The organism is Pseudomonas sp. B21-054 (assembly GCF_026016345.1).
In the GTDB taxonomy this organism is placed as follows: Bacteria; Pseudomonadota; Gammaproteobacteria; order Pseudomonadales; family Pseudomonadaceae; genus Aquipseudomonas.
Genome location: NZ_CP087204.1, coordinates 6,125,030 through 6,150,366 on the forward strand (window position 1 = coordinate 6,125,030; position 25,337 = coordinate 6,150,366).

Annotated in this window: 36 protein-coding genes; 2 read left to right on the forward strand and 34 right to left on the reverse strand. The window is 56.6% G+C overall.

The features are described 5' to 3' along the window. Window positions 1–87: 87 nt before the first annotated feature. A complete protein-coding gene (locus LOY70_RS26590; protein WP_265030947.1) occupies window positions 88–651 on the forward strand; it encodes a cysteine hydrolase family protein in 564 nt (187 codons plus the stop codon). Between the two features lie 89 nt (window positions 652–740). Here LOY70_RS26590 and LOY70_RS26595 read toward each other — a convergent pair whose 3' ends face one another. Then, window positions 741–1,262, reverse strand: a complete 522-nt coding sequence (locus tag LOY70_RS26595; protein WP_003206078.1) for a single-stranded DNA-binding protein — start codon at window positions 1,260–1,262, stop codon at window positions 741–743. A gap of 9 nt (window positions 1,263–1,271) precedes the next feature. Further along, window positions 1,272–2,669, reverse strand: a complete 1,398-nt coding sequence (locus tag LOY70_RS26600; protein ID WP_265030951.1) for an MFS transporter — start codon at window positions 2,667–2,669, stop codon at window positions 1,272–1,274. A gap of 179 nt (window positions 2,670–2,848) precedes the next feature. Here LOY70_RS26600 and uvrA point away from each other — a divergent pair, with 179 nt between their 5' ends. Further along, window positions 2,849–5,683 (forward strand): excinuclease ABC subunit UvrA, encoded by a 2,835-nt coding sequence (gene uvrA / locus LOY70_RS26605; RefSeq protein WP_025215750.1) that lies wholly within the window; start codon window positions 2,849–2,851, stop codon window positions 5,681–5,683. 162 nt (window positions 5,684–5,845) lie between these two features. Here uvrA and bfr read toward each other — a convergent pair whose 3' ends face one another. The 32 genes from bfr to fusA form a co-directional block, all read right to left on the reverse strand. Continuing rightward, on the reverse strand, window positions 5,846–6,310 hold the full coding sequence (bfr, locus tag LOY70_RS26610; RefSeq protein WP_003186005.1) for a bacterioferritin: 465 nt from the start codon (window positions 6,308–6,310) through the stop codon (window positions 5,846–5,848). 157 nt (window positions 6,311–6,467) lie between these two features. Then, window positions 6,468–7,916: a catalase gene (locus LOY70_RS26615; protein WP_265030954.1), complete on the reverse strand. Its 1,449-nt coding sequence runs from the start codon at window positions 7,914–7,916 to the stop codon at window positions 6,468–6,470. A 223-nt stretch (window positions 7,917–8,139) separates the two neighbouring features. After that, window positions 8,140–8,526, reverse strand: coding sequence for a 50S ribosomal protein L17 (gene rplQ, locus LOY70_RS26620; RefSeq protein WP_003186009.1), 387 nt, complete (start codon window positions 8,524–8,526; stop codon window positions 8,140–8,142). 42 nt (window positions 8,527–8,568) lie between these two features. Next, window positions 8,569–9,570, reverse strand: a complete 1,002-nt coding sequence (locus LOY70_RS26625) for a DNA-directed RNA polymerase subunit alpha (protein ID WP_003186012.1) — start codon at window positions 9,568–9,570, stop codon at window positions 8,569–8,571. 22 nt (window positions 9,571–9,592) lie between these two features. Beyond that, window positions 9,593–10,213 carry a 30S ribosomal protein S4 gene (rpsD, locus tag LOY70_RS26630; protein ID WP_003176404.1) on the reverse strand — a complete coding sequence of 207 codons (621 nt, stop codon included), beginning with the start codon at window positions 10,211–10,213 and terminating at the stop codon, window positions 9,593–9,595. Between the two features lie 18 nt (window positions 10,214–10,231). Then, window positions 10,232–10,621, reverse strand: coding sequence for a 30S ribosomal protein S11 (rpsK, locus tag LOY70_RS26635; RefSeq protein ID WP_002555466.1), 390 nt, complete (start codon window positions 10,619–10,621; stop codon window positions 10,232–10,234). 30 nt (window positions 10,622–10,651) lie between these two features. Further along, window positions 10,652–11,008: a 30S ribosomal protein S13 gene (rpsM, locus tag LOY70_RS26640; RefSeq protein ID WP_003186020.1), complete on the reverse strand. Its 357-nt coding sequence runs from the start codon at window positions 11,006–11,008 to the stop codon at window positions 10,652–10,654. A gap of 130 nt (window positions 11,009–11,138) precedes the next feature. Next, window positions 11,139–11,255 carry a 50S ribosomal protein L36 gene (rpmJ, locus tag LOY70_RS26645; protein ID WP_002555468.1) on the reverse strand — a complete coding sequence of 39 codons (117 nt, stop codon included), beginning with the start codon at window positions 11,253–11,255 and terminating at the stop codon, window positions 11,139–11,141. Window positions 11,256–11,285: 30 nt separating this feature from the next. Further along, window positions 11,286–12,614: a preprotein translocase subunit SecY gene (secY, locus tag LOY70_RS26650; RefSeq protein WP_265030962.1), complete on the reverse strand. Its 1,329-nt coding sequence runs from the start codon at window positions 12,612–12,614 to the stop codon at window positions 11,286–11,288. Further along, a complete protein-coding gene (rplO, locus tag LOY70_RS26655) occupies window positions 12,615–13,052 on the reverse strand; it encodes a 50S ribosomal protein L15 (protein WP_003186032.1) in 438 nt (145 codons plus the stop codon). A 3-nt stretch (window positions 13,053–13,055) separates the two neighbouring features. Continuing rightward, window positions 13,056–13,232, reverse strand: a complete 177-nt coding sequence (gene rpmD / locus LOY70_RS26660; protein ID WP_003176408.1) for a 50S ribosomal protein L30 — start codon at window positions 13,230–13,232, stop codon at window positions 13,056–13,058. 2 nt (window positions 13,233–13,234) lie between these two features. Next, a complete protein-coding gene (gene rpsE, locus LOY70_RS26665) occupies window positions 13,235–13,735 on the reverse strand; it encodes a 30S ribosomal protein S5 (RefSeq protein ID WP_003186035.1) in 501 nt (166 codons plus the stop codon). A gap of 3 nt (window positions 13,736–13,738) precedes the next feature. After that, a complete protein-coding gene (gene rplR, locus LOY70_RS26670) occupies window positions 13,739–14,089 on the reverse strand; it encodes a 50S ribosomal protein L18 (RefSeq protein WP_003186037.1) in 351 nt (116 codons plus the stop codon). Between the two features lie 10 nt (window positions 14,090–14,099). After that, the gene (gene rplF, locus LOY70_RS26675; protein WP_003186039.1) at window positions 14,100–14,633 is read right to left on the reverse strand and encodes a 50S ribosomal protein L6; all 534 of its coding nucleotides are present in this window, start codon (window positions 14,631–14,633) and stop codon (window positions 14,100–14,102) included. 12 nt (window positions 14,634–14,645) lie between these two features. Continuing rightward, on the reverse strand, window positions 14,646–15,038 hold the full coding sequence (rpsH, locus tag LOY70_RS26680; protein WP_003186040.1) for a 30S ribosomal protein S8: 393 nt from the start codon (window positions 15,036–15,038) through the stop codon (window positions 14,646–14,648). Between the two features lie 210 nt (window positions 15,039–15,248). Continuing rightward, window positions 15,249–15,554 carry a 30S ribosomal protein S14 gene (gene rpsN, locus LOY70_RS26685; RefSeq protein ID WP_003186042.1) on the reverse strand — a complete coding sequence of 102 codons (306 nt, stop codon included), beginning with the start codon at window positions 15,552–15,554 and terminating at the stop codon, window positions 15,249–15,251. 13 nt (window positions 15,555–15,567) lie between these two features. Beyond that, entirely contained in the window at window positions 15,568–16,107 is a 540-nt protein-coding gene (gene rplE, locus LOY70_RS26690) for a 50S ribosomal protein L5 (RefSeq protein ID WP_003186044.1), read from the reverse strand. A gap of 20 nt (window positions 16,108–16,127) precedes the next feature. Beyond that, on the reverse strand, window positions 16,128–16,442 hold the full coding sequence (gene rplX / locus LOY70_RS26695) for a 50S ribosomal protein L24 (protein WP_003186046.1): 315 nt from the start codon (window positions 16,440–16,442) through the stop codon (window positions 16,128–16,130). Between the two features lie 11 nt (window positions 16,443–16,453). Continuing rightward, window positions 16,454–16,822 (reverse strand): 50S ribosomal protein L14, encoded by a 369-nt coding sequence (rplN, locus tag LOY70_RS26700; RefSeq protein WP_002555479.1) that lies wholly within the window; start codon window positions 16,820–16,822, stop codon window positions 16,454–16,456. Between the two features lie 23 nt (window positions 16,823–16,845). Beyond that, window positions 16,846–17,112 (reverse strand): 30S ribosomal protein S17, encoded by a 267-nt coding sequence (gene rpsQ, locus LOY70_RS26705; RefSeq protein WP_003176419.1) that lies wholly within the window; start codon window positions 17,110–17,112, stop codon window positions 16,846–16,848. 2 nt (window positions 17,113–17,114) lie between these two features. Beyond that, complete coding sequence (gene rpmC, locus LOY70_RS26710; protein ID WP_002555481.1) at window positions 17,115–17,306, reverse strand: 50S ribosomal protein L29; 192 nt, start codon at window positions 17,304–17,306, stop codon at window positions 17,115–17,117. Continuing rightward, window positions 17,306–17,719 carry a 50S ribosomal protein L16 gene (gene rplP, locus LOY70_RS26715; protein ID WP_025215754.1) on the reverse strand — a complete coding sequence of 138 codons (414 nt, stop codon included), beginning with the start codon at window positions 17,717–17,719 and terminating at the stop codon, window positions 17,306–17,308. The genes rpmC and rplP overlap by 1 nt, the downstream gene beginning before the upstream one ends. Before the next feature lie 12 nt (window positions 17,720–17,731). Beyond that, the gene (rpsC, locus tag LOY70_RS26720; RefSeq protein WP_003176422.1) at window positions 17,732–18,418 is read right to left on the reverse strand and encodes a 30S ribosomal protein S3; all 687 of its coding nucleotides are present in this window, start codon (window positions 18,416–18,418) and stop codon (window positions 17,732–17,734) included. A 13-nt stretch (window positions 18,419–18,431) separates the two neighbouring features. Beyond that, on the reverse strand, window positions 18,432–18,764 hold the full coding sequence (rplV, locus tag LOY70_RS26725) for a 50S ribosomal protein L22 (RefSeq protein WP_003103908.1): 333 nt from the start codon (window positions 18,762–18,764) through the stop codon (window positions 18,432–18,434). Between the two features lie 11 nt (window positions 18,765–18,775). Continuing rightward, a complete protein-coding gene (gene rpsS / locus LOY70_RS26730; RefSeq protein WP_002555486.1) occupies window positions 18,776–19,051 on the reverse strand; it encodes a 30S ribosomal protein S19 in 276 nt (91 codons plus the stop codon). Between the two features lie 16 nt (window positions 19,052–19,067). Continuing rightward, window positions 19,068–19,892, reverse strand: coding sequence for a 50S ribosomal protein L2 (gene rplB / locus LOY70_RS26735; protein WP_003186055.1), 825 nt, complete (start codon window positions 19,890–19,892; stop codon window positions 19,068–19,070). Window positions 19,893–19,906: 14 nt separating this feature from the next. Beyond that, window positions 19,907–20,206 carry a 50S ribosomal protein L23 gene (gene rplW, locus LOY70_RS26740; protein WP_002555488.1) on the reverse strand — a complete coding sequence of 100 codons (300 nt, stop codon included), beginning with the start codon at window positions 20,204–20,206 and terminating at the stop codon, window positions 19,907–19,909. Further along, a complete protein-coding gene (gene rplD / locus LOY70_RS26745) occupies window positions 20,203–20,805 on the reverse strand; it encodes a 50S ribosomal protein L4 (RefSeq protein ID WP_003186057.1) in 603 nt (200 codons plus the stop codon). The genes rplW and rplD overlap by 4 nt, the downstream gene beginning before the upstream one ends. A 12-nt stretch (window positions 20,806–20,817) precedes the next feature. Continuing rightward, complete coding sequence (gene rplC / locus LOY70_RS26750) at window positions 20,818–21,453, reverse strand: 50S ribosomal protein L3 (protein ID WP_003186059.1); 636 nt, start codon at window positions 21,451–21,453, stop codon at window positions 20,818–20,820. 80 nt (window positions 21,454–21,533) lie between these two features. Then, window positions 21,534–21,845: a 30S ribosomal protein S10 gene (gene rpsJ / locus LOY70_RS26755; RefSeq protein ID WP_003186070.1), complete on the reverse strand. Its 312-nt coding sequence runs from the start codon at window positions 21,843–21,845 to the stop codon at window positions 21,534–21,536. 158 nt (window positions 21,846–22,003) lie between these two features. Next, window positions 22,004–23,197, reverse strand: a complete 1,194-nt coding sequence (gene tuf, locus LOY70_RS26760; RefSeq protein WP_003186071.1) for an elongation factor Tu — start codon at window positions 23,195–23,197, stop codon at window positions 22,004–22,006. A gap of 30 nt (window positions 23,198–23,227) precedes the next feature. After that, a complete protein-coding gene (gene fusA, locus LOY70_RS26765; RefSeq protein ID WP_025215755.1) occupies window positions 23,228–25,333 on the reverse strand; it encodes an elongation factor G in 2,106 nt (701 codons plus the stop codon). Window positions 25,334–25,337: the final 4 nt, after the last annotated feature.

A 25,337-nucleotide genomic window follows, 5' to 3' on the forward strand; every position in this document is an offset into this window, starting at 1 on the left:
CCCTCGCCTATTGTCGTTGCGGCCAATCCTCGAACCGATGCTAAAAGCCAATACTGGCGCCACATCAACCGAATCAAGGAAGTCCTCATGTCCAAGCAAGCGCTCATCGTAGTCGATATCCAGAACGACTACTTCCCCCAAGGGAAATGGCCGTTGGTCGGCGCCGAAGCCGCCGCCGACAACGCCGCGAAGCTGATCGAAGCCTTTCGTCAGGCCGGCGATCAGGTGGTGCACATCCGCCATGAGTTCACCTCCGACGACGCGCCGTTCTTCACGCCAGGCTCCGAAGGTGCCAAGTTGCACCCCAAGGTGCTCAACCGCGCCGACGAACCGGTGGTGCTCAAACATTTCGTCAATTCGTTTCGTGAAACCGAACTGCAATCCCTCCTCGATCACCACGGCATCGAACAACTGGTGGTCGTCGGCAGCATGAGTCACATGTGCGTCGATGGCGTCGTGCGGGCGGCGGCGGACCTGGGTTACGACGTCACGGTGATCCACGATGCCTGCGCGCCCCTCGACCTGGAGTTCAATGGTGTCGTTGTCCCGGCCGCCCAAGTGCACGCGGCGTTCATGGCGGCATTGGGGTTTGCTTATGCGAGTGTCGTCAGCACTGAGCAATTTCTGACTGCCCGCCGGACGCAGCCATAAGATCCAAGCGAAAAAAAACCGCGCCTCTGAAACCGAAGCGCGGTTTTGTCTTTAGCGTGAAGCTAGCGACTTGAAGCTATGAGCTGCATTTAGAACGGAATATCGTCATCAAAGCTGTCGAAATCCGGAGCCGGTTGCGGCGCGGCCTGTTGTGGGGCCGGGCGCTCGCGTTGTGGCTGTGGGGCGGACTGCGGACGAGGCGCCTGCTGACGTGGGGCCGGGGCCGACTGCTGGTAGTTGTTGCCACCTTGTTGCTGGTCGCCCTGTGGACGGCCGCCCAGCAGTTGCATGGTGCCTTGCATGTCGACCACGATTTCGGTGGTGTAGCGCTTGATACCGTCTTTTTCCCACTCGCGGGTCTGCAGCTTGCCTTCGATGTACACCTGCGAACCCTTGCGCAGGTATTCGCCGGCGATCTCGGCCACCTTGCCGAACATCGACACGCGGTGCCATTCGGTCTTCTCGACCTTCTGGCCGGTCTGCTTGTCGGTCCACTGTTCGCTGGTCGCCAGACTCAGGTTGGTCACGGCGTTGCCGTTCGGCAGGTAGCGAACTTCGGGATCCTGGCCGCAAGTACCGACCAATATGACTTTGTTAACCCCACGGGCCATAACGTTCTCCTAGGCTTCGCACGCGTTCGGGGCCGGGTTGTTCACCAGGCGCTCAAGCGACGCGCGATCCAATAATTCGGTGTCGAGTTTGATATATACGGCCGCCTCGTCGGCGACCACCACTGCATCGGTTACTCCAACGACGGCCTTCAGGCGCTCGGTCAGGCCAGCCTCACGAATCGCCTCGGGCGATAAGGGCAAGCGCAGGCTCGTCACATAGGGAGGTTCGCGCATGGTAACAGCAAAAAGCAGCCAAAGTGCAGCCAGCGCGGCACATCCCAGGAACACAACCGACAAACCGCCATGCTGGAACAACCAGCCGCCGAGAATCCCGCCCAACGCCGAACCCAGGAATTGGCTGGTGGAGTAGACCCCCATCGCCGTGCCCTTGCCGCCCGCCGGCGAAACCTTGCTGATCAGCGACGGCAGTGACGCCTCCAGCAGATTGAACGCGGTGAAGAACACCACCGTACCGATCACCAGGGCCCGCAAGCTATCGCCGAACTGCCAGAAGAATAGCTCAGTGAGCATCAGCGTCATGACGGCGCCGAGCAAAACTCGTTTCATTTTGCGTCGTTTCTCGCCATAGATGATGAACGGGATCATGGCGAAGAATGAAATCAGCAACGCGGTCAAGTAGACCCACCAGTGCTGTTCCTTGGGCAGGCCGGCCTTCTCGACCAGCGCCAGCGGCAAGGCCACGAAGCTGGACATCAGCATGGCGTGGAGCACGAAAATCCCCAGGTCCAGGCGCAACAGGTCCGGGTGCTTGAGCGTCGGGATCAGCGCTTGGCGAGCCACTCCGGACTCACGGTGCTGCAACGGCCCGGTGGACCGCGGCACCATGAACGCCACGATCAGGATGCCCACCAACGCCATGGCACCGGTCGCCAGGAACAGCCCCGACAAGCCAAAGGCACGGGTCAGCAACGGTCCAACAACCATGGCGACAGCGAACGACAGGCCAATGGTCATGCCGATCATGGCCATGGCCTTGGTCCGATGCTGTTCGCGGGTCAAGTCTGACAACAGCGCCATGACGGCGGCGGAAATGGCCCCGGCGCCCTGTAGGATTCGTCCGGCGATCACGCCCCAGATCGAGTCGGCACTGGCCGCCAACACGCTGCCCAGGGCGAAGACGATCAGCCCCAGGTAAATCACGGGACGTCGCCCGATGCGGTCGGAAATGACCCCGAACGGAATCTGGAAAATCGCCTGGGTCAGGCCGTAGGCACCAATCGCCAGCCCGATGAGGGCCGGGGTCGCGCCCGCCAGGTCCATGCCATAGGTCGCCAGCACCGGCAACACCATGAACATGCCCAGCATACGGAAGGCGAACACCAGGGCCAGACCGCTTGCCGCGCGGGTCTCACCACTACTCATGCGTTCGCTGTGGGGATCTTGCATGGAAAAACCTCATGTGAACCGGCGGCGATTCTACCAGTCCCATCGATTGAGGGGGTATATGGCGACCGTTTGCCGCGCAGTCTTCATGTATGGCTGCAATCGCACTCTCAATAGTGTGCATCCATCCAGTATTTGCCCGTATACTCCTACGTTTTCGACGCCCGCCGAGCGAGGCCACTTTGGACAAGATCCTGATTCGTGGGGCCCGTACCCACAACCTGAAGAACATCGACCTGACCCTGCCACGGGACAAACTGATCGTCATCACCGGCCTGTCCGGATCCGGAAAATCATCCCTGGCTTTCGACACCCTGTACGCCGAAGGCCAGCGACGCTATGTCGAATCGCTGTCGGCCTATGCCCGGCAGTTCCTGTCGATGATGGAAAAACCTGACGTCGACACCATCGAAGGCCTGTCGCCGGCCATTTCCATCGAACAGAAGTCGACCTCCCATAACCCCCGGTCGACAGTCGGCACCATCACCGAGATCTACGACTACCTGCGCCTGCTGTATGCGCGAGTCGGTATCCCCCGCTGCCCCGACCACGACATTCCCCTGGAAGCCCAGACCGTCAGCCAGATGGTCGACCTGGTGCTGGCCCAGCCCGAAGGCAGCAAGCTGATGCTGCTGGCGCCGGTGATCCGCGAGCGCAAGGGCGAACACCTGATGGTCTTCGAAGAACTGCGCGCCCAGGGCTTCGTGCGGGCCCGGGTCAACGGCAAGCTATGCGAGCTGGACGAACTGCCGAAGCTGGATAAACAGAAAAAGCATTCGATCGATGTGGTGGTCGACCGCTTCAAGGTCCGCGCTGACCTGCAACAGCGGTTGGCCGAGTCCTTCGAGACAGCCCTGAAACTGGCCGACGGCATCGCCCTGGTCGCACCGATGGACGACGAGCCCGGCGAGGAGATCATTTTCTCCGCGCGCTTCGCCTGCCCGATCTGCGGCCATGCCATCAGCGAGCTGGAACCCAAGCTGTTCTCCTTCAACAACCCGGCTGGCGCCTGCCCGACCTGCGATGGCCTGGGGGTCAAGCAGTTCTTCGACACCAAGCGCCTGGTCAATGGCGAACTGACCCTGGCCGAAGGGGCGATTCGCGGCTGGGACAGGCGCAATGTCTATTACTTCCAGATGCTCGGGTCGCTGGCGGCCCACTACAAGTTCAGCCTGGACAAGCCATTCAACGAGTTGCCCGCCGATCAGCAGAAATTCATCCTGCACGGCAGCGGCTCGCAGAATGTCGACTTCAAATACCTCAATGACCGTGGCGACATCGTCAAGCGCTCCCACCCGTTCGAAGGCATCGTGCCGAACCTGGAGCGACGCTACCGCGAGACCGAATCAGCCAGCGTGCGCGAAGAGCTGGCGAAGTTCCTCAGTACCCAGCCCTGCCCCGATTGCCGTGGCACCCGCCTGCGTCGCGAAGCGCGACATGTGTGGGTCGGCGAGAAGACGCTGCCGGCGGTGACCAACCTGCCGATTGGCGACGCCACCGATTACTTCGGCGGCTTGAAGCTCACCGGTCGTCGTGGCGAAATCGCCGACAAGATCCTCAAGGAAATCCGCGAACGCCTGCAGTTCCTGGTGAACGTCGGCCTGGACTACCTGACCCTCGATCGCAGCGCAGACACCTTGTCCGGCGGCGAAGCCCAGCGTATCCGCCTCGCCAGCCAGATCGGCGCCGGCCTGGTGGGGGTGATGTACATCCTCGACGAGCCGTCCATTGGCCTGCACCAACGGGACAACGACCGACTGCTCGGGACCCTGAAGCACCTGCGGGACATCGGCAACACGGTGATCGTGGTCGAACACGACGAAGACGCCATCCGCCTGGCGGACTACGTGGTGGACATCGGCCCGGGCGCGGGCGTGCATGGCGGGCATATCGTTGCCCAGGGCACTGCCGCCGAAGTCATGGCGCACCCTGACTCGCTGACGGGCAAATACCTGTCGGGCCGGGTGAAGATCAAGGTCCCAGCCAAACGTACACCACGCAACAAGAAGCTGTCGCTGACCCTCAAGGGTGCCCGTGGCAACAACTTGCGCAACGTCGACCTGGAAATCCCGATCGGCCTGCTGACCTGCGTCACCGGCGTGTCCGGCTCTGGCAAATCGACGCTGATCAACAACACCCTGTTCCCCCTCAGCGCTACGGCCCTGAACGGCGCCACCACCCTGGAAGCGGCCGCCCACGACAGCATCAAGGGCCTGGAGCACCTGGACAAGGTGGTCGACATCGACCAGAGCCCGATTGGTCGTACGCCGCGCTCCAACCCGGCGACCTATACCGGGTTGTTCACGCCGATCCGCGAACTGTTCGCCGGCGTGCCGGAGTCCCGTTCCCGGGGTTACGGCCCAGGGCGGTTCTCCTTCAACGTCAAGGGCGGGCGTTGCGAAGCCTGCCAGGGCGATGGCCTGATCAAGGTGGAAATGCACTTCCTGCCGGACATCTACGTGCCGTGCGACGTGTGCAAGAGCAAGCGCTACAACCGCGAAACCCTGGAAATCAAGTACAAGGGCAAGAACATCCACGAAACCCTCGAGATGACCATCGAGGAAGCGCGGGTGTTCTTCGACGCGGTGCCCGCACTGGCGCGCAAGCTCCAGACGTTGATGGATGTGGGCCTGTCGTACATCAAGCTCGGGCAGTCGGCGACGACCTTGTCCGGCGGTGAAGCCCAGCGGGTCAAGTTGTCCCGCGAGCTGTCCAAGCGCGACACCGGCAAGACCCTGTACATCCTCGACGAGCCGACCACCGGCCTGCACTTCGCCGATATCCAGCAATTGCTCGACGTGCTGCATCGCCTGCGGGACCACGGCAACACCGTGGTGGTGATCGAACACAACCTGGACGTCATCAAGACCGCTGACTGGCTGGTGGACCTGGGGCCGGAAGGCGGCTCCAAGGGTGGCCAGATCATCGCCGTAGGGACGCCTGAACAAGTGGCCGAGATGAAGCAGTCCTACACCGGCTACTACCTCAAGCCGTTGCTGGAGCGTGATCGGGACTGATTTCACCCGAGCACGAAAAAGTCCCTGTCATCTCGTCGATGACAGGGGCTTTTGCTGTTCTTCTGTGGGAGCGAGCTTGCTCGCGATAGCGGAGTATCAGTTTGCATTTATGCGATGATTTAACCGCTATCGCGAGCAAGCTCGCTCCCACAATTATCGCGATTAGAACTGCGATTGCAGGTAGTTCTCCAACCCGATCAGTTTGATCAGGCCCAACTGCTTCTCCAGCCAGTAGGTGTGGTCTTCTTCGGTGTCGTTGAGTTGAATACGCAGGATCTCGCGGGTCACGTAGTCATTGTGCTGCTCGCAAAGTTCGATGCCTTTGCAGAGGGCAGCGCGCACCTTGTATTCCAGGCGCAAGTCGGCGGCGAGCATATCGGGCACGGTGGTGCCGACATCCAAGTCATCCGGACGCATCCGCGGCGTGCCTTCGAGCATCAGGATCCGGCGCATCAATGCATCGGCGTGCTGGGCTTCTTCTTCCATCTCATGGTTGATACGTTCGTAGAGCTCGGTGAAACCCCAGTCCTCGTACATCCGCGAGTGGATGAAATATTGATCACGGGCTGCCAGTTCGCCTGTCAGCAACGTGTTGAGGTAATCGATTACATCTGGGTGACCTTGCATCGCCCTACATCTCCACAAGCTTTGAAGGCTCTAGTTTGAACCAACCTGACGGAGAGGTCACTCGTTCATCGCAATAAAAGCGAAGAAAATCCGAGAAAATCAGGCTAAATAACGCAAAAACCGCCCAAATGAGGGCGGTTCTGCTTCTCGTTTAGACTTAGTTAAGCTGTACGCCCAACGCCTTTGCGATACCTTCTCCATAAGCGGCGTCCGCCCTGAAGAAATGCTGGAGCTGACGGTCAACGACATCCGCCGATACACCGGCCATCGCACCGGCGATATTGTTGATCAGCAACGCTTTCTGCTCGTCGCTCATCAATCGGAACAACGCACCGGCGTGGCTGTAGTAGTCCGTGTCTTCGCGATGATCGTAACGATCTGCCGCGCCACTGAGGGCCAGGGCCGGCTCCGCATAACGCGGCGCCTGCTTCGGTGCCTCCACATAGCTGTTAGGCTCGTAGTTGGGTGCCGCTCCGCCATTGCTGCCAAATGCCATGGCACCGTCGCGCTGGTAAGTGTTAACCGGGCTACGTGGCGCATTCACCGGCAATTGCTGATGATTGGTGCCCACACGGTAGCGGTGCGCATCGGCGTAGGCGAAGACACGGCCCTGCAGCATGCGATCCGGCGAGAGACCAACCCCTGGCACCATGTTGCTCGGGCCAAACGCCGCCTGCTCGACTTCAGCGAAGTAATTCAGCGGGTTGCGGTTGAGCTCGAGCACACCCACCTCGATCAGCGGAAACTCTTTCTGCGACCAGGTCTTGGTCACGTCGAACGGATTCTCGTAGTGAGCCGCGGCCTGGGCCTCGCTCATGATCTGGATGCAGACACGCCATTTCGGGAAGTCACCGCGCTCAATGGCCTCGAACAAGTCGCGCTGGGCATAATCCGGGTCGGTACCCGCCAGGCGTGCCGCTTCTGCCGGCGCGAGGTTCTTGATGCCTTGCAGGGTCTTGTAGTGCCACTTCACCCAGTGCCGCTCACCCTGTGCGTTGATCAGGCTGTAGGTGTGGCTGCCGAAGCCGTGCATGTGGCGGTAGCCATCCGGAATGCCGCGGTCGGAAAACAGGATGGTGACCTGGTGCAGCGCCTCAGGCGAATGCGACCAGAAATCCCACATCGCCTGGGCACTTTTCAGGTTGCTTTGCGGCAGACGCTTCTGGGTGTGGATAAAGTCCGGAAATTTCAGCGGATCCCGGATGAAGAAGACCGGCGTGTTGTTGCCGACGATGTCCCAATTGCCTTCCTCGGTGTAGAACTTCAGGGCGAAACCCCGCGGATCGCGTTCAGTGTCAGCCGAACCACGCTCGCCACCCACGGTGGAGAACCGCAGGAAGGTGGGTGTCTGCTTGCCGATCGATTCGAACAACTTGGCGCTGGTGTACTGGGAGATGTCCTGGGTGACGGTAAAGGTGCCGTAGGCCCCCGACCCTTTGGCGTGCACGCGCCGCTCGGGAATGTTCTCGCGGTTGAAGTGAGCAAGCTTTTCGATCAGGTGAAAATCATCGAGCAGCAGCGGGCCCCGCGGGCCGGCGGAACGAGAGTTCTGGTTATCGGCGACAGGAGCGCCGCTGGCGGTCGTAAGCGTTTTGATCTGGCTCATGCTCAATCTTCCTAGGTCGGTCTTCAAACTGCCGGCTAATCGGCTGGAAAGGAGTATTGATCATGTTAGTGACAGTATCCAAATTCATTAAATCATGGACATCGATAGTCATTATCTAATGCTGAAGACTTGCCGATAGCCCAACCAGGCGAAACGGTCTTGGCACTTTTCAGCAGGCAACAAAAAACCGGGCACAAGGCCCGGTTTTCTGTTTGTTGCCGACTTACTCAGCGGATACAGCTTCACCGCTGGTAGCACGATCAACCAACTCGACGTACGCCATAGGCGCGTTGTCGCCAGCGCGGAAACCGCACTTGAGGATGCGCAGGTAGCCACCCTCACGGGTAGCGTAACGCTTGCCCAGGTCGTTGAAGAGCTTACCAACGATAGCTTTCGAACGAGTACGGTCGAAAGCCAGACGGCGGTTAGCCAGGCTATCTGTCTTGGCCAGAGTGATCAGCGGCTCAGCAACGCGACGCAGTTCTTTGGCTTTCGGCAGTGTAGTTTTGATCAGCTCGTGCTCGAACAGCGACACCGCCATGTTTTGGAACATGGCCTTGCGGTGCGAGCTGGTGCGGCTCAGGTGACGACCACTTTTACGATGACGCATGGTTCATTCCTTACCAAACACAACGTTCGGTGATTACGACGATCAGGCAGTCGCCTTGTCGTCCTTCTTAAGACTTGCAGGCGGCCAGTTGTCGAGGCGCATGCCGAGGGACAGACCGCGGGAGGCCAGAACGTCCTTGATTTCAGTCAAGGATTTCTTGCCAAGGTTCGGAGTCTTCAACAGCTCTACTTCGGTACGCTGAATCAGGTCGCCGATGTAGTAGATGTTTTCCGCCTTAAGGCAGTTAGCCGAACGTACAGTCAGTTCCAGATCGTCAACCGGGCGAAGCAGGATCGGATCGATCTCGTCTTCCTGCTCAACAACCACTGGCTCACTGTCACCCTTAAGGTCGACGAACGCAGCCAACTGCTGTTGCAGGATGGTTGCAGCGCGGCGAATAGCCTCTTCAGGATCCAGGGTACCGTTGGTTTCCAGATCAATAACCAGCTTGTCCAGGTTGGTACGCTGTTCGACACGGGCGTTTTCCACCACGTATGCGATACGGCGAACCGGGCTGAACGAAGAGTCAAGCTGCAAGCGACCGATGCTGCGGCTTTCGTCTTCATCGCTCTGACGCGAGTCGGCCGGTTCATAACCACGACCACGAGCTACGGTGAGCTTCATGTTCAGGGCGCCGTTAGACGCCAGGTTAGCGATTACGTGATCGGGGTTAACGATCTCGACATCATGATCCAGCTGAATATCGGCAGCGGTAACCACCCCCGAACCCTTCTTCGACAAGGTCAGCGTAACTTCGTCACGACCGTGCAGCTTGATAGCCAGACCTTTCAGGTTCAACAGGATTTCAATTACGTCTTCCTGTACACCTTCGATGGCGCTGTACTCATGGAGCACACCGTCAATCTCGGCCTCGACTACTGCACAGCCGGGCATTGAGGACAACAGGATGCGGCGCAGCGCGTTGCCCAGGGTGTGGCCGAAACCACGCTCGAGAGGCTCGAGTGTGATCTTGGCGCGGGTTGGACTGACAACCTGCACATCAATATGGCGGGGTGTCAGGAACTCATTTACCGAAATCTGCATGGATGCACCTATTTTCTAGCCCTTACTTGGAGTAGAGCTCGACAATCAGGCTTTCGTTGATGTCGGCGGACAGATCACTGCGAGCAGGAACGTTCTTGAAAACGCCCGACTTCTTCTCAGTGTCTACTTCTACCCATTCTACGCGGCCACGTTGGGCACACAGATCGAGAGCTTGGACAATGCGAAGTTGGTTCTTTGCTTTCTCGCGAACAGCAACCACGTCACCAGCACGAACCTGGTAGGACGGAACGTTTACGGTCTGACCGTTAACGCTGATCGACTTGTGCGATACCAGCTGACGGGATTCGGCACGAGTAGAACCGAAACCCATACGGTATACAACGTTGTCCAGGCGGCATTCGAGCAGCTGCAACAGGTTTTCGCCGGTTGCGCCTTTCTTGCCAGCAGCTTCTTTGTAGTAGCCGCTGAATTGACGCTCGAGAACGCCGTAGATACGACGGACCTTCTGCTTTTCACGCAGTTGGGTGCCGTAATCGGACTGGCGACCGCGGCGTTGGCCGTGGATACCAGGTGCTGCTTCAATGTTGCACTTCGATTCGATCGCGCGCACGCCGCTCTTCAGGAAGAGATCGGTGCCTTCGCGACGAGCGAGTTTGCATTTTGGACCAATGTAACGAGCCATTCTTTACAATCTCCTGGATTACACGCGGCGCTTCTTCGGCGGACGGCACCCGTTGTGCGGGATTGGCGTCACGTCGGTGATGCTGGCGATCTTGTAGCCACAGCCGTTCAAAGCGCGGACTGCGGATTCACGACCTGGACCTGGACCTTTGACGTTGACGTCGAGGTTTTTCAGGCCGTATTCCAGCGCAGCTTGACCAGCACGTTCAGCAGCTACTTGAGCAGCGAACGGGGTGGACTTGCGGGAACCGCGGAAACCCGAACCACCAGAGGTAGCCCAAGAGAGAGCGTTACCTTGACGGTCGGTAATGGTCACGATGGTGTTGTTAAAAGAAGCATGGATGTGGGCGATGCCATCAACCACTGTCTTTTTAACTTTTTTACGAGGACGAGCAGCAGGTTTTGCCATGATTAAATTCCTGTCGATTCGCTGGGGCGATTACTTGCGGATCGGCTTACGCGGACCTTTACGGGTACGCGCGTTGGTCTTGGTACGCTGACCGCGTACTGGAAGACCACGACGATGACGCAGACCGCGATAGCAACCGAGGTCCATCAAGCGCTTGATTTTCATGTTGATTTCGCGACGCAGGTCACCTTCAGTGGTGAACTTCGCCACTTCGCCACGCAGCTGTTCAATCTGCTCGTCGCTCAGATCTTTGATCTTTGCCGCTGGGTTGACCCCAGTCACTGCACAAATTTTCTGTGCAGTAGTGCGACCAACACCATAGATGTAGGTCAGCGAGATAACAGTATGCTTGTTATCTGGAATGTTAACGCCTGCAATACGGGCCATTCAGTGGGACTCCAATTGACAGCTACCTACGCCCCGGAAGCCAAGAAATAGGGCGCGAGATAATATCGCTGTAATAACAAATAATCAACCCGGCAGCGCACTAGCTGCCGGGCTTAAAGCACAATCACACTCAGCCTTGGCGCTGTTTGTGACGCGGTTCCGCGCTGCAAATTACCCGAACAACACCTTCGCGGCGAATAATCTTGCAGTTACGGCACAGCTTTTTCACCGATGCACGAACTTTCATCACCAACTCCTCGAACCTTATGGACGCTACTCAGCGCAACATGCCGCTGCCGTAGCCCTTCAGGTTGGCTTTCTTCATCAGGGATTCGTACTGGTGCGAAACGAGGTGCGATTGTACTTGGGACATGAAGTCCATCACAACCACGACCACGATCAGCAACGAGGTCCCGCCAAGGTAGAACGGTACGTTTGCCGCAACCACCAGGAACTGGGGCAACAGGCAGACGGCCGTCATGTAAAGAGCACCGAACATGGTCAAGCGAGTCAGAACGCCATCAATGTAGCGCGCAGACTGCTCACCTGGACGGATGCCCGGAATAAAGGCACCGGACTTCTTCAGGTTTTCCGCTACGTCTTTCGGATTGAACATCAACGCCGTATAGAAGAAGCAGAAGAAAATAATCCCTGCACTAAACAGCAGAATATTCAACGGCTGACCAGGAGCGATCGACTGCGAGATGTCTTGCAACCAGCCCATACCTTCAGACTGGCCGAACCAGGCACCCAACGAAGCCGGGAACAGCAGAATGCTGCTCGCGAAAATAGCCGGAATAACGCCGGCCATGTTCACTTTCAACGGCAAGTGGCTGGTCTGCGCAGCAAACACCTTGCGGCCCTGCTGACGCTTGGCGTAGTGAACAGCGATTCGCCGCTGACCACGCTCAATGAACACCACGAAACCGATAATCGCTACTGCCAACAAACCGATGGCAACCAGGGCGAAAATGTTGATATCACCCTGACGCGCAGACTCGAAAGACTGCCCGATCGCTCTCGGAAGACCGGCGACGATACCTGCGAAGATCAACATCGAGATACCGTTGCCAACACCACGCTCAGTAATCTGCTCACCCAGCCACATCATGAACATCGCGCCAGCCACAAATGTGGTTACCGCAACGAAATGGAAGCTAAAGTCCGCAGTGAACGAAACACCCTGCCCCGCCAGGCCAATGGACATGCCAATGGCTTGAACGAGAGCGAGGATGACAGTGCCGTAGCGGGTGTACTGGCTGATCTTGCGACGGCCAGCTTCACCTTCCTTCTTCAACTGCTCCAGCTGCGGGCTGACGGCGGTCATCAATTGCATGATGATCGATGCCGAAATGTACGGCATGATCCCCAGTGCAAAGATGCTCATCCGCTCCAGCGCGCCGCCGGAAAACATGTTGAACAAGCTAAGAATGGTCCCCTCATTCTGTCGAAACAGGTCCGCGAGTCGGTCCGGGTTAATACCTGGAACCGGGATGTGTGCGCCTATTCGGTAGACGATAATCGCCAGGAACAGAAAACGCAGACGAGCCCAGAGTTCAGACATACCGCCTTTGCCGAGCGCAGAGAGAGCACCTTGCTTAGCCATTTATTCCTCGAACTTGCCGCCAGCTGCTTCGATAGCCGCACGCGCACCTTTGGTGGCGCCGATTCCCTTTCCGATGGTGACAGCACGAGCAACTTCGCCCGACAGCATGATTTTCACACGCTGTACGTTCTGGTTGATCACGTTGGCATCCTTCAGGGACTGCACGGTGACGATGTCGCCATCCACTTTAGCCAGCTCGGACAGACGCACTTCTGCGCGGTCCATGGCCTTCAGGGAAACGAAACCGAACTTCGGCAGACGACGATGCAGCGGCTGTTGACCGCCTTCAAAGCCTGGAGCAATGGTGCCACCGGAGCGGGAGGTCTGACCTTTGTGGCCACGGCCACCGGTCTTGCCCAAACCACTACCGATACCACGGCCCGGACGATGCTTTTCGCGACGGGAACCCGGCGCTGGACTCAGATCATTGAGTTTCATCGATTAACCCTCGACACGCAGCATGTAGTAAGCCTTGTTGATCATCCCGCGATTCTCGGGAGTATCCTGGACTTCTACAGTGTGACCGATGCGACGCAGACCCAGACCCTTAACGCACAGTTTGTGGTTAGGGATGCGGCCGGTCATGCTTTTGATCAGCGTAACTTTTACGGTAGCCATGATCAGAAGATCTCCTTGACGCTTTTGCCACGCTTGGCGGCAATGGATTCAGGAGACTGCATTGCTTTCAAACCCTTGAAAGTGGCGTGAACCACGTTTACCGGGTTAGTCGAGCCGTAGCACTTGGCCAGAACGTTCTGAACGCCAGCAACTTCGAGGACAGCACGCATAGCGCCGCCAGCGATGATACCGGTACCTTCAGAAGCAGGCTGCATGTACACCTTCGAAGCGCCATGGGCAGACTTCATTGCGTACTGCAGGGTGGTGCCGTTCAGATCAACTTGGATCATGTTGCGGCGAGCAGCTTCCATTGCCTTCTGGATCGCAGCAGGCACTTCACGCGACTTGCCACGGCCGAAGCCAACGCGCCCCTTACCATCACCTACCACGGTCAACGCGGTGAAGGTGAAGATACGGCCGCCTTTAACGGTTTTGGCTACGCGGTTAACTTGAACCAGCTTCTCAATGTAGCCTTCGTCGCGCTTTTGGTCGTTATTTGACATAACTTAGAACTCCAGCCCAGCTTCACGAGCAGCATCAGCCAGCGCCTTGACGCGGCCGTGGTACTTGAAGCCAGAGCGGTCGAAAGCCACCTGCGAGACGCCAGCGGCTTTTGCACGCGTAGCGACCAGCTGGCCAACCTTAGTGGCCGCGTCGATGTTGCCAGTGGCACCATCACGCAGTTCTTTATCCAAAGTCGAGGCACTTGCCAGGACTTTGTTGCCGTCGGCCGAAATGACCTGGGCGTAGATGTGCTGCGACGAGCGGAACACGCAGAGACGCACGACTTCGAGTTCGTGCATTTTCAGGCGTGCTTTGCGAGCGCGACGCAGTCGAGTAACTTTTTTGTCGGTCATTTGCTATGCCCTACTTCTTCTTGGCTTCTTTACGACGGACGACTTCGTCCGCGTAGCGCACACCTTTGCCTTTGTACGGCTCTGGTGGACGGAAGTCGCGGATCTCGGCGGCCACTTGACCTACCAGCTGCTTGTCGATGCCCTTGATCAGGATATCGGTCTGGCTAGGAGTCTCAGCGGTGATGCCTTCCGGCAGTTCATAATCCACTGGGTGCGAGAAGCCAAGAGCCAGGTTCAGCACTGTGCCTTTTGCTTGCGCTTTGTAACCAACACCGACCAGCTGGAGCTTGCGCTCGAAGCCTTGGCTTACGCCTTGGACCATGTTGTTTACCAACGCACGAGTGGTACCAGCCATTGCGCGAGTCTGTTGATCGCCATTGCGAGCAGCGAAACGCAGCTCACCAGCTTCTTCAACGATCTCAACGGACGAATGGATGTTCAGTTGCAGAGTGCCCTTGGCACCCTTCACCGAAAGCTGTTGGCCTGCGAATTTGACTTCGACACCGGCTGGCAGCTTAACGGGGTTCTTAGCGACGCGTGACATGCTTATCCCCCCTTAGAACACAGTGCAAAGAACTTCGCCGCCGACACCGGCAGCGCGCGCAGCACGATCCGTCATCACACCTTTGTTGGTGGAGACGATAGACACACCGAGACCGCCACGAACTTTTGGCAGATCATCGACGGACTTGTACTGACGCAGGCCTGGACGGCTAACGCGCTTCACTTCCTCGATGACCGGACGGCCTTCGAAGTACTTCAGCTCGATGGACAGCAGTGGCTTGATTTCGCTGCTGATCTGATAACCCGCAATGTAACCTTCGTCCTTCAGGACTTTGGCAACAGCTACCTTCAACGTAGAAGATGGCATGCTTACGACGGACTTTTCAGCCATCTGGGCATTACGGATACGAGTTAGCATGTCCGCTAACGGGTCCTGCATACTCATGGGCTAGACGCTCCTAATACACAAAAAATTAGCCTTGCGGCTAGTACGTGTCGCCGAGTGCATCCGCGCAAAAAACGCACGGGCTCAGGCGAGCCGGGTATTCTAGACACACCCCACAAATGAATCAAGCCCCATGAGGGGCTTGATTCAAGTTCAAGGTCACCGGTGGTCAGGATCTTGCGACCCTGCGCACCGAGACTTCGATCGTGCTTACCAGCTGGCTTTAACCAGACCTGGAACGTCACCACGCATTGCAGCTTGACGCAGCATGTTACGGCCAAGGCCGAACTTGCGGTACACGCCGTGCGGACGACCAGTCAGGCGGCAGCGGTTACGCATGCGCGAAGCGCTTGCGTCACGTGGCTGCTTCTGCAGTGCTACGGTAGCTTCCCAACGCGCTTCTGGACTTGCGTTCAGATCAACGATGATAGCTTTCAGCGCTGCACGCTTGGTGGCGTACTTGGCAACGGTGAGCTGACGCTTCAGCTCACGGTTTTTCATGCTCTTCTTGGCCATTTTCCTACTCCAATCAGTTGCGGAACGGGAATTTGAAAGCGCGCAGCAGTGCGCGACCTTCGTCATCCGTCCGAGCAGTGGTGGTCAGGGTAATGTCCAGACCGCGGAGAGCGTCAATCTTGTCGTAATCGATTTCCGGGAAAATGATCTGCTCTTTAACGCCCATGCTGTAGTTACCACGACCATCGAAGGACTTGGCATTCAGGCCGCGGAAGTCGCGAACCCGAGGCAGGGAGATCGACAGCAGACGATCCAGGAACTCGTACATACGCTCACGGCGCAGGGTCACTTTGACGCCGATCGGCCAACCTTCACGGACTTTAAAGCCAGCGATGGATTTCCGAGCGTAAGTCACAACGACTTTCTGACCGGTGATCTTTTCCAGGTCAGCAACAGCGTGCTCGATGACTTTTTTGTCACCGATCGCTTCGCCCAGACCCATGTTCAGGGTGATTTTGGTAACGCGCGGAACTTCCATCACGTTCGAAAGCTTAAGTTCTTCCTTAAGTTTCGGTGCGATTTCCTTCCGGTAAATCTCTTTTAGTCGTGCCATGGTCTTCTACCTAGCAGTGTTCAAGCATCAACCGCTTTTTGGGTCGACTTGAAGACACGAATTTTCTTACCGTCTTCTACTTTGAAACCAACGCGATCAGCCTTGTTGGTTTCGCCGTTGAAAATGGCGACGTTAGAAGCGTGCAGTGGCGCTTCTTTCTCGACGATACCGCCCTGTACGCCCGACATCGGGTTAGGCTTGGTATGACGCTTGACCAGGTTCAGACCACCAACAACCAGACGGTTGTCAGCAAGAACCTTCAGCACCTTACCGCGCTTACCTTTGTCTTTGCCGGCGATCACGATGATCTCGTCGTCACGACGAATCTTTTGCATGTCGGATCTCCTTACAGCACTTCTGGGGCGAGCGAGACGATCTTCATGAACTTCTCAGTACGAAGTTCACGGGTCACTGGCCCAAAGATACGGGTGCCGATCGGCTCTTGCTTGTTGTTCAGAAGAACAGCAGCGTTGCCATCAAAGCGGATAATGGAGCCATCTGCACGGCGAACGCCGTGACGAGTGCGGACTACAACAGCAGTCATCACTTGGCCTTTTTTCACCTTACCGCGAGGAATTGCTTCCTTCACGGTAACTTTGATGATGTCACCAATACCAGCGTAACGACGATGGGAGCCACCCAGCACCTTGATGCACATAACGCGGCGAGCGCCGCTGTTATCGGCCACATCGAGCATGGATTGAGTCTGAATCATATAATTTCTCCGACCCCTAGTCCTTAGACTTCCACAGCGCGTTCGAGAACATCAACCAGCGCCCAAGACTTAGTCTTGGCCAAAGGACGAGTTTCACGAATAGTGACTTTGTCGCCGATGTGGCACTGATTGGTTTCGTCGTGCGCGTGCAGCTTAGTCGAACGCTTAACGTATTTACCGTAGATCGGGTGCTTAACGCGACGCTCGATCAGAACGGTGATGGTTTTGTCCATCTTGTCGCTGACAACACGGCCAGTCAGCGTACGGACAGTTTTTTCGGCTTCAGCCATGATTACTTACCTGCCTGCTGGTTGAGCACAGTTTTCACGCGAGCGATGTCACGCTTAACTTGCGAGAGCAGATGAGACTGCCCCAACTGGCCAGTTGCTTTCTGCATACGCAGATTGAACTGGTCGCGCAGCAGGCCGAGCAGTTGCTCGTTCAGCTGCTGTGCTGATTTTTCACGAAGTTCATTCGCTTTCATCACATCACCGTCCGTTTAACAAAGGCGGTGGCGAGCGGCAGCTTTGCAGCAGCCAGGGCAAAAGCCTCACGCGCCAGCTCTTCAGTTACACCCTCGATTTCATACAGGACTTTGCCTGGCTGAATCTGGGCAACCCAGTATTCGACGTTACCCTTACCTTTACCCATCCGAACTTCGAGTGGCTTCTTGGAAATAGGCTTGTCCGGGAATACACGGATCCAGATCTTGCCGCCACGTTTTACGTGACGGGTCAGAGCACGACGCGCTGACTCGATCTGACGAGCGGTGAGACGACCACGAGCAACAGACTTCAGCGCGAACTCGCCGAAGCTGACTTTGCTACCGCGCAATGCCAAGCCACGGTTGTGGCCGGTCATCTGCTTGCGGAACTTCGTACGCTTTGGTTGCAACATTTGGCGTACCCCTTACTTAGCAGCTTTTTTACGAGGCGCTGGTGCTTGTGGTTTCAGCTCTTCTTGGCGACCACCAATTACTTCGCCTTTGAAGATCCAAACCTTTACACCGATCACACCATAGGTGGTGTGAGCTTCGTAGTTGGCATAGTCGATGTCGGCACGCAGGGTGTGCAGTGGCACACGACCTTCGCGATACCATTCAGTACGTGCGATTTCAGCACCGCCGAGACGACCGCTCACTTGGATTTTGATGCCTTTGGCACCAATGCGCATTGCGTTCTGTACAGCGCGCTTCATAGCGCGACGGAACATTACGCGACGCTCCAGCTGCTGAGCTACGCTCTGCGCAACCAGCATACCGTCGAGCTCCGGCTTCCGGATCTCTTCGATATTGATGTGCACAGGCACACCCATTTGCTTGGTCAGGTCCTGACGCAGTTTCTCAACATCTTCACCTTTCTTCCCGATAACGATACCTGGGCGAGCGGTGTGGATGGTGATACGTGCAGTCTGAGCCGGACGATGGATATCGATACGGCTTACGGACGCGCTTTTTAGTTTGTCTTGGAGATACTCACGCACCTTCAGATCAGCGAACAAATAGTCCGCATAAGTCCGACCGTCTGCGTACCAGACGGAGGTGTGCTCCTTGACGATTCCCAGGCGAATGCCAATGGGATGTACTTTCTGACCCATCTCTTCGACTCCGTTACTTGTCAGCAACCTTGACAGTGATATGGCAAGACCGCTTGACGATGCGATCAGCACGGCCTTTGGCACGCGGCATGATACGCTTCAGCGAACGCCCTTCGTTGACGAAAACGGTGCTGACTTTCAGGTCATCAACGTCTGCGCCTTCGTTATGCTCGGCGTTGGCTACGGCCGACTCCAGCACTTTTTTCATGATCTCGGCGGCTTTCTTACTGCTGAAAGCCAACAGGTTGAGCGCTTCGCCCACCTTCTTCCCGCGGATCTGGTCGGCGACCAAGCGGGCTTTCTGGGCGGAGATTCGAGCGCCCGACAACTTAGCGGCTACTTCCATTTCCTAACCCCTTAACGCTTGGCTTTCTTGTCAGCCACGTGCCCACGGTATGTGCGGGTACCGGCAAACTCGCCCAGTTTGTGGCCGACCATGTCTTCGTTCACGAGAACTGGGACGTGCTGGCGACCGTTGTGTACTGCGATGGTCAAACCGACCATTTGTGGCAGGATCATCGAACGGCGCGACCAGGTTTTAACTGGTTTGCGATCGTTCTTTTCCGCCGCCACTTCGATCTTCTTCAGTAGGTGAAGATCAATAAAAGGACCTTTTTTCAGAGAACGTGGCACTGTCGTATCCCTCTATTTACTTGCGACGACGGACGATCATTTTGTCGGTACGCTTATTACCACGAGTCTTCGCGCCCTTAGTCGGGAAGCCCCATGGCGATACCGGATGACGACCACCAGAGGTACGACCTTCACCACCACCATGTGGGTGGTCAACCGGGTTCATGGCAACACCACGAACGGTTGGGCGAACGCCACGCCAGCGCTTGGCACCAGCTTTACCCAACGAACGCAGGCTGTGCTCGGAGTTCGAGACTTCGCCCAGGGTCGCACGGCATTCAGCCAGTACTTTGCGCATCTCACCAGAACGCAGACGCAGGGTCACGTAGACACCTTCACGAGCGATCAGCTGAGCCGAAGCACCAGCGGAACGAGCGATTTGCGCGCCTTTACCTGGCTTCAATTCGATGCCGTGTACGGTGCTACCAACTGGAATGTTGCGCAGTTGCAGAGCGTTGCCCGGCTTGATCGGTGCCAAGGCACCTGCGATCAGCTGGTCGCCAGCGCTCACGCCTTTAGGGGCGATGATGTAGCGACGCTCGCCATCTGCGTACAGCAGCAGAGCGATGTGAGCAGTACGGTTTGGATCGTATTCGATACGCTCGACGGTGGCAGCGATGCCATCCTTGTCGTTACGACGGAAGTCGACCAGACGATAATGCTGCTTATGACCACCACCGATGTGACGAGTGGTAATACGGCCATTGTTGTTACGACCACCAGACTTCGATTTTTTCTCGAGCAGCGGTGCGTGAGGAGCGCCTTTATGCAGCTCCTGGTTGACCACCTTGACCACAAAACGGCGGCCAGGGGAAGTCGGTTTGCATTTAACGATTGCCATGATGCACCCCTTCCTTACTCAGCACTGCTGCTGAAATCGAGATCTTGGCCTGGCTGAAGGGAGATAACTGCCTTCTTCCAGTCATTACGCTTGCCCAGACCGCGAGCAGTGCGCTTGCTTTTACCCAGAACATTCAGGGTAGTCACGCGCTCTACTTTCACGCTGAACAGGCTTTCGACGGCCTTCTTGATTTCCAGCTTGGTTGCGTCGGTCGCAACCTTGAAAACGAACTGGCCTTTCTTGTCTGCCAGAACCGTAGCCTTCTCGGAAACGTGCGGGCCAAGCAGAACTTTAAATACGCGTTCCTGGTTCATCCCAGCAGCTCCTCGAATTTCTTCACGGCCGACACGGTGATCAACACCTTGTCGTATGCGATCAGACTAACTGGATCGGAACCTTGCACGTCACGGACATCAACGTGTGGCAGGTTACGAGCAGCCAGGTACAGGTTCTGATCAACAGCGTCAGACACGATCAGGACGTCAGTCAGGCCCATGCCATTCAGCTTGTTCAGCAGGTCTTTGGTTTTCGGTGCTTCAACAGCGAAGTCCTGAACCACGACCAGACGATCAGTACGCACCAGCTCAGCAAGGATGGAACGCATTGCTGCGCGATACATCTTCTTGTTCAGCTTCTGGGAGTGATCCTGAGGACGAGCTGCGAAAGTGGTACCGCCGCCACGCCAGATTGGGCTACGGATAGTACCGGCACGAGCACGGCCAGTACCTTTCTGACGCCATGGGCGCTTACCGCCACCAGAAACGTCGGAACGGGTCTTTTGCTGCTTGCTACCTTGACGGCCGCCGGCCATGTAGGCCACGACTGCTTGGTGAACCAGCGTCTCGTTGAATTCGCCGCCAAATGTCAGTTCGGAAACTTCGATCGCTTGAGCGTCATTTACATTTAATTGCATGTCAGCTTCCCCTTAACCGCGAGCCTTGGCTGCTGGACGTACAACCAAGTTGCCGCCAGTAGCGCCAGGAACAGCGCCCTTGACCAACAACAGATTGCGTTCAGCGTCCACGCGCACTACTTCGAGGGACTGCACGGTCACGCGCTCAGCGCCCATATGACCGGACATTTTTTTGCCCTTGAATACACGACCAGGAGTCTGGCACTGGCCGATAGAGCCTGGAACGCGGTGGGATACGGAGTTACCGTGGGTGTTATCTTGCCCGCGGAAGTTCCAACGCTTGATCGTACCCTGGAAGCCTTTACCTTTGGACTGACCGGTTACATCAACCAGTTGACCAGCAGCGAAGATTTCAGCATTGATCAGATCGCCGGCCTGGTACTCGCCTTCTTCAAGGCGGAATTCCATTACGGTACGACCAGCGGCAACGTTCGCCTTAGCGAAGTGGCCAGCCTGAGCAGCTGTTACACGCGAAGCACGACGCTCGCCGACAGTGACTTGCACTGCACGATAGCCATCGGTCTCTTCAGTTTTGAACTGGGTGACGCGATTCGGCTCGATCTCAATGACCGTGACCGGAATGGAGACACCTTCTTCGGTGAAAATACGGGTCATACCGCATTTACGACCGACTACACCAATAGTCATGTTGTAAACCTCATGAGTGTACGGGGCTTTCACCCGCTATGGCCGCCCATTTCAGAGCGTTACACGACTAAGACCGAGTCTTAGCCGAGGCTGATCTGCACTTCCACACCGGCCGCAAGATCGAGCTTCATAAGAGCATCAACGGTTTTATCCGTTGGCTGGACGATGTCCAGAACGCGCTTATGAGTACGGATCTCGTACTGGTCACGCGCGTCTTTGTTGACGTGCGGGGAGACCAGAACGGTGAACCGCTCTTTACGGGTAGGCAGTGGAATTGGACCACGCACTTGAGCACCAGTACGTTTCGCGGTTTCCACGATTTCCTGGGTGGATTGGTCGATCAGGCGATGGTCAAAAGCCTTCAACCTGATACGGATTTGCTGATTTTGCATTGGATTTCAGACTCCGGCTGCTATTCCCACCGAGCGCAATACGCCCGTTAAAAGGAGGCGCAATTCTATAGACGACCCATATAGGTGTCAACCCAATAAAAAAGCCCCCGCTAGGCGGGGGCTTTTTCAATTCATCGAAGCTTACTCAAACAAAGAGCTTACTCGATGATTTTGGCTACGACGCCAGCGCCGACGGTACGACCGCCTTCACGGATAGCGAAACGCAGACCGTCTTCCATCGCGATGGTTTTGATCAGGGTGACAACCATTTTGATGTTGTCGCCTGGCATTACCATTTCAACGCCTTCCGGCAGTTCGCAGTTACCGGTCACGTCAGTGGTCCGGAAGTAGAACTGTGGACGGTAGCCTTTGAAGAACGGAGTGTGACGACCGCCTTCTTCTTTGCTCAGAACGTACACTTCAGCTTCGAACTTGGTGTGCGGCTTAACCGAACCTGGCTTAACCAGAACCTGGCCACGCTCAACGTCGTCACGCTTGGTACCACGCAGCAGAACGCCGCAGTTCTCGCCAGCACGACCTTCGTCGAGCAGCTTACGGAACATTTCAACACCGGTGCAGGTGGTGACGGTAGTGTCACGCAGACCAACGATTTCCAGTGGATCCTGAACCTTGACGATACCGCGCTCGATACGACCGGTTACAACAGTACCGCGACCCGAGATCGAGAATACGTCTTCGATTGGCATCAGGAATGGCTTGTCGATAACACGAACTGGCTCTGGGATGTAGCTGTCCAGAGTTTCTACCAGACGCTTAACAGCGGTGGTACCCATTTCGTTGTCGTCTTGGCCGTTCAGAGCCATCAGAGCCGAACCGATGATGATCGGAGTGTCGTCACCTGGGAAGTCGTAAGTGCTCAGCAGATCGCGCACTTCCATCTCAACCAGCTCCAGCAGCTCAGCGTCGTCAACCATGTCAGCCTTGTTCAGGAAGACAACGATGTACGGAACGCCTACCTGACGGGACAGCAGGATGTGCTCACGGGTTTGTGGCATCGGACCATCAGCGGCCGAGCAAACCAGGATCGCGCCGTCCATCTGGGCAGCACCGGTGATCATGTTCTTCACATAGTCAGCGTGACCTGGGCAGTCAACGTGAGCGTAGTGACGAATCGAAGAGTTGTACTCAACGTGCGCGGTGTTGATGGTGATACCACGAGCCTTTTCTTCCGGAGCGCTGTCGATCTTGTCGAAAGCAACAACGGCCGAACCGAAAACTTCGGAGCAGACGCGAGTCAGAGCAGCAGTCAGAGTGGTTTTACCGTGGTCAACGTGACCAATGGTGCCAACGTTGACGTGCGGTAGGGAACGATCAAATTTTTCTTTAGCCACGACAATTAACTCCTTGCCTAAAGGGCTGAATCAGCCTTGTTTTTTGGTAACAGTTTCGACGATATGCGACGGAGCTGTATTGTATTTTTTGAATTCCATAGAGTAGCTTGCGCGACCCTGAGACATGGAACGAACGTCGGTCGCGTAACCGAACATTTCACCCAACGGAACCTCGGCACGAATAACCTTGCCGGAAACCGTATCTTCCATACCCAGAATCATGCCACGACGACGGTTAAGGTCGCCCATGACATCACCCATGTAGTCTTCAGGCGTAACGACTTCTACTGCCATGATCGGCTCAAGCAACTCACCACCGCCCTTCTGGGCCAGTTGCTTGGTTGCCATGGAAGCAGCCACCTTAAACGCCATCTCGTTGGAGTCGACGTCGTGGTAAGAACCATCGAACACAGTCGCCTTCAGGCCGATCAGCGGATAGCCGGCAACAACGCCGTTCTTCATCTGCTCTTCGATACCCTTCTGGATCGCCGGGATGTATTCCTTAGGAACCACACCACCTACGACTTCGTTCAAGAATTGCAGACCTTCCTGACCTTCGTCAGCCGGCGCAAAACGGATCCAGCAATGGCCGAACTGACCACGACCACCGGACTGGCGAACGAACTTGCCTTCGATCTCACAGCTCTTCGTGATGCGCTCACGATAGGAAACCTGAGGCTTGCCGATGTTGGCTTCGACGTTGAACTCACGGCGCATCCGGTCAACCAGGATGTCCAAGTGCAGCTCGCCCATGCCAGAGATGATCGTTTGACCGGTCTCTTCATCAGTCTTGACGCGGAAAGATGGATCTTCCTGAGCAAGCTTGCCCAGAGCGATACCCATTTTTTCCTGGTCATCCTTGGTCTTCGGCTCAACGGCAACCGAAATAACCGGCTCCGGGAAGTCCATGCGAACAAGGATGATTGGCTTGTCGCCATTGCACAAAGTCTCACCCGTGGTGACGTCCTTCATGCCGATCAAGGCCGCGATGTCACCAGCGCGAACTTCCTTGATCTCTTCGCGGGCGTTTGCGTGCATTTGCACCATACGACCCACACGCTCTTTCTTGCCTTTTACAGAGTTGATCACGCCGTCGCCGGAGTTCAACACGCCCGAGTAAACTCGAACAAAGGTCAAGGTACCCACGAATGGGTCGGTAGCGATCTTGAACGCCAGAGCCGAGAACGGCTCGCTATCGTCTGCATGACGCTCCAACTCGATAGTCTCGTCATCCGGGTCAGTACCCTTGATGGCAGGAATGTCGGTCGGTGCAGGCAGGAAGTCGATCACGGCGTCGAGAACCAGGGGAACGCCCTTGTTCTTGAAGGAAGAACCGCAAACAGCCAGGACGATCTCACCAGCGATAGTACGCTGACGCAGAGCGGCCTTGATTTCCTCGTTGGTGAGCTCTTCACCCTCGAGGTACTTGTTCATCAGTTCTTCGTTGGCTTCGGCCGCAGCCTCAACCATGTTGCCGCGCCACTTCTCGGCTTCTTCCAGCAACTCTGCCGGGATGTCCTTGCGAACAGGAACCATACCCTTGTCAGCATCGTTCCAGTAGACAGCTTGCATGTTGATCAGATCGATCTGACCCTGGAAGTTGTCTTCGGAGCCGATAGCCAGCTGGATCGGCACCGGAGTGTGACCCAGACGCTGCTTGATCTGACCGATCACGCGCAGGAAGTTGGCACCAGCACGGTCCATCTTGTTCACGTAAACAAGACGTGGAACACCGTACTTGTTGGCCTGACGCCATACGGTTTCCGACTGAGGCTCAACACCCGAGGTGCCGCAGAACACAACGACCGCGCCGTCGAGCACGCGCAGGGAACGTTCTACTTCAATGGTGAAGTCCACGTGACCCGGGGTGTCGATGACGTTGAAGCGGTGCTCGTCCTTGTACTGCTTCTCAGAACCCTTCCAGAAAGCGGTAATGGCAGCAGAAGTAATGGTAATACCACGCTCCTGCTCCTGCACCATCCAGTCGGTGGTCGCGGCGCCATCATGCACCTCGCCCATCTTGTGACTTTTGCCAGTGTAAAAAAGGACGCGCTCAGTGGTGGTGGTTTTACCAGCATCCACGTGAGCAACGATACCGATGTTACGGTAGCGGTTAATCGGTGTAGTACGAGCCATAAAG

Bases quoted from the DNA above. Each gene is read 5' to 3' on its own strand.
- rpsE (WP_003186035.1), bottom strand. From the start codon at position 13,735: ATGTCAAATAACGACCAAAAGCGCGACGAAGGCTACATTGAGAAGCTG.
- rpsQ (WP_003176419.1), bottom strand. From the start codon at position 17,112: ATGGCTGAAGCCGAAAAAACTGTCCGTACGCTGACTGGCCGTGTTGTC.
- rpsH (WP_003186040.1), bottom strand. From the start codon at position 15,038: ATGAGTATGCAGGACCCGTTAGCGGACATGCTAACTCGTATCCGTAAT.
- rpsC (WP_003176422.1), bottom strand. From the start codon at position 18,418: ATGGGTCAGAAAGTACATCCCATTGGCATTCGCCTGGGAATCGTCAAG.
- LOY70_RS26600 (WP_265030951.1), bottom strand. From the start codon at position 2,669: ATGCAAGATCCCCACAGCGAACGCATGAGTAGTGGTGAGACCCGCGCG.
- rplD (WP_003186057.1), bottom strand. From the start codon at position 20,805: ATGCAATTAAATGTAAATGACGCTCAAGCGATCGAAGTTTCCGAACTG.
- rplP (WP_025215754.1), bottom strand. From the start codon at position 17,719: ATGTTGCAACCAAAGCGTACGAAGTTCCGCAAGCAGATGACCGGCCAC.
- LOY70_RS26625 (WP_003186012.1), bottom strand. From the start codon at position 9,570: ATGCAGATTTCGGTAAATGAGTTCCTGACACCCCGCCATATTGATGTG.
- rplE (WP_003186044.1), bottom strand. From the start codon at position 16,107: ATGGCACGACTAAAAGAGATTTACCGGAAGGAAATCGCACCGAAACTT.
- rpmC (WP_002555481.1), bottom strand. From the start codon at position 17,306: ATGAAAGCGAATGAACTTCGTGAAAAATCAGCACAGCAGCTGAACGAG.
- LOY70_RS26595 (WP_003206078.1), bottom strand. From the start codon at position 1,262: ATGGCCCGTGGGGTTAACAAAGTCATATTGGTCGGTACTTGCGGCCAG.
- rplF (WP_003186039.1), bottom strand. From the start codon at position 14,633: ATGTCACGCGTCGCTAAGAACCCCGTTAAGCTGCCAGCCGGTGTCGAA.
- rplW (WP_002555488.1), bottom strand. From the start codon at position 20,206: ATGAACCAGGAACGCGTATTTAAAGTTCTGCTTGGCCCGCACGTTTCC.
- rpsM (WP_003186020.1), bottom strand. From the start codon at position 11,008: ATGGCCCGTATTGCAGGCGTTAACATTCCAGATAACAAGCATACTGTT.
- rplV (WP_003103908.1), bottom strand. From the start codon at position 18,764: ATGGAAGTAGCCGCTAAGTTGTCGGGCGCTCGAATCTCCGCCCAGAAA.
- LOY70_RS26590 (WP_265030947.1), top strand. From the start codon at position 88: ATGTCCAAGCAAGCGCTCATCGTAGTCGATATCCAGAACGACTACTTC.
- rpmD (WP_003176408.1), bottom strand. From the start codon at position 13,232: ATGGCTACCGTAAAAGTTACGCTGATCAAAAGCATGACCGGCCGCATC.
- rpsJ (WP_003186070.1), bottom strand. From the start codon at position 21,845: ATGCAAAATCAGCAAATCCGTATCAGGTTGAAGGCTTTTGACCATCGC.
- bfr (WP_003186005.1), bottom strand. From the start codon at position 6,310: ATGCAAGGTCACCCAGATGTAATCGATTACCTCAACACGTTGCTGACA.
- rplN (WP_002555479.1), bottom strand. From the start codon at position 16,822: ATGATTCAGACTCAATCCATGCTCGATGTGGCCGATAACAGCGGCGCT.
- rplR (WP_003186037.1), bottom strand. From the start codon at position 14,089: ATGACCGACAAAAAAGTTACTCGACTGCGTCGCGCTCGCAAAGCACGC.
- rplO (WP_003186032.1), bottom strand. From the start codon at position 13,052: ATGAAACTCAATGATCTGAGTCCAGCGCCGGGTTCCCGTCGCGAAAAG.
- rplB (WP_003186055.1), bottom strand. From the start codon at position 19,892: ATGGCAATCGTTAAATGCAAACCGACTTCCCCTGGCCGCCGTTTTGTG.
- secY (WP_265030962.1), bottom strand. From the start codon at position 12,614: ATGGCTAAGCAAGGTGCTCTCTCTGCGCTCGGCAAAGGCGGTATGTCT.
- LOY70_RS26615 (WP_265030954.1), bottom strand. From the start codon at position 7,916: ATGAGCCAGATCAAAACGCTTACGACCGCCAGCGGCGCTCCTGTCGCC.
- rplX (WP_003186046.1), bottom strand. From the start codon at position 16,442: ATGCAAAAGATTCGTCGTGACGACGAGATCATCGTGATCGCCGGCAAA.
- rpsN (WP_003186042.1), bottom strand. From the start codon at position 15,554: ATGGCCAAGAAGAGCATGAAAAACCGTGAGCTGAAGCGTCAGCTCACC.
- fusA (WP_025215755.1), bottom strand. From the start codon at position 25,333: ATGGCTCGTACTACACCGATTAACCGCTACCGTAACATCGGTATCGTT.
- rplC (WP_003186059.1), bottom strand. From the start codon at position 21,453: ATGACTATTGGTGTAGTCGGTCGTAAATGCGGTATGACCCGTATTTTC.
- rpsK (WP_002555466.1), bottom strand. From the start codon at position 10,621: ATGGCAAAACCTGCTGCTCGTCCTCGTAAAAAAGTTAAAAAGACAGTG.
- rpmJ (WP_002555468.1), bottom strand. From the start codon at position 11,255: ATGAAAGTTCGTGCATCGGTGAAAAAGCTGTGCCGTAACTGCAAGATT.
- rpsD (WP_003176404.1), bottom strand. From the start codon at position 10,213: ATGGCTCGTTACATTGGTCCAAAATGCAAACTCGCTCGTCGCGAAGGC.
- rplQ (WP_003186009.1), bottom strand. From the start codon at position 8,526: ATGCGTCATCGTAAAAGTGGTCGTCACCTGAGCCGCACCAGCTCGCAC.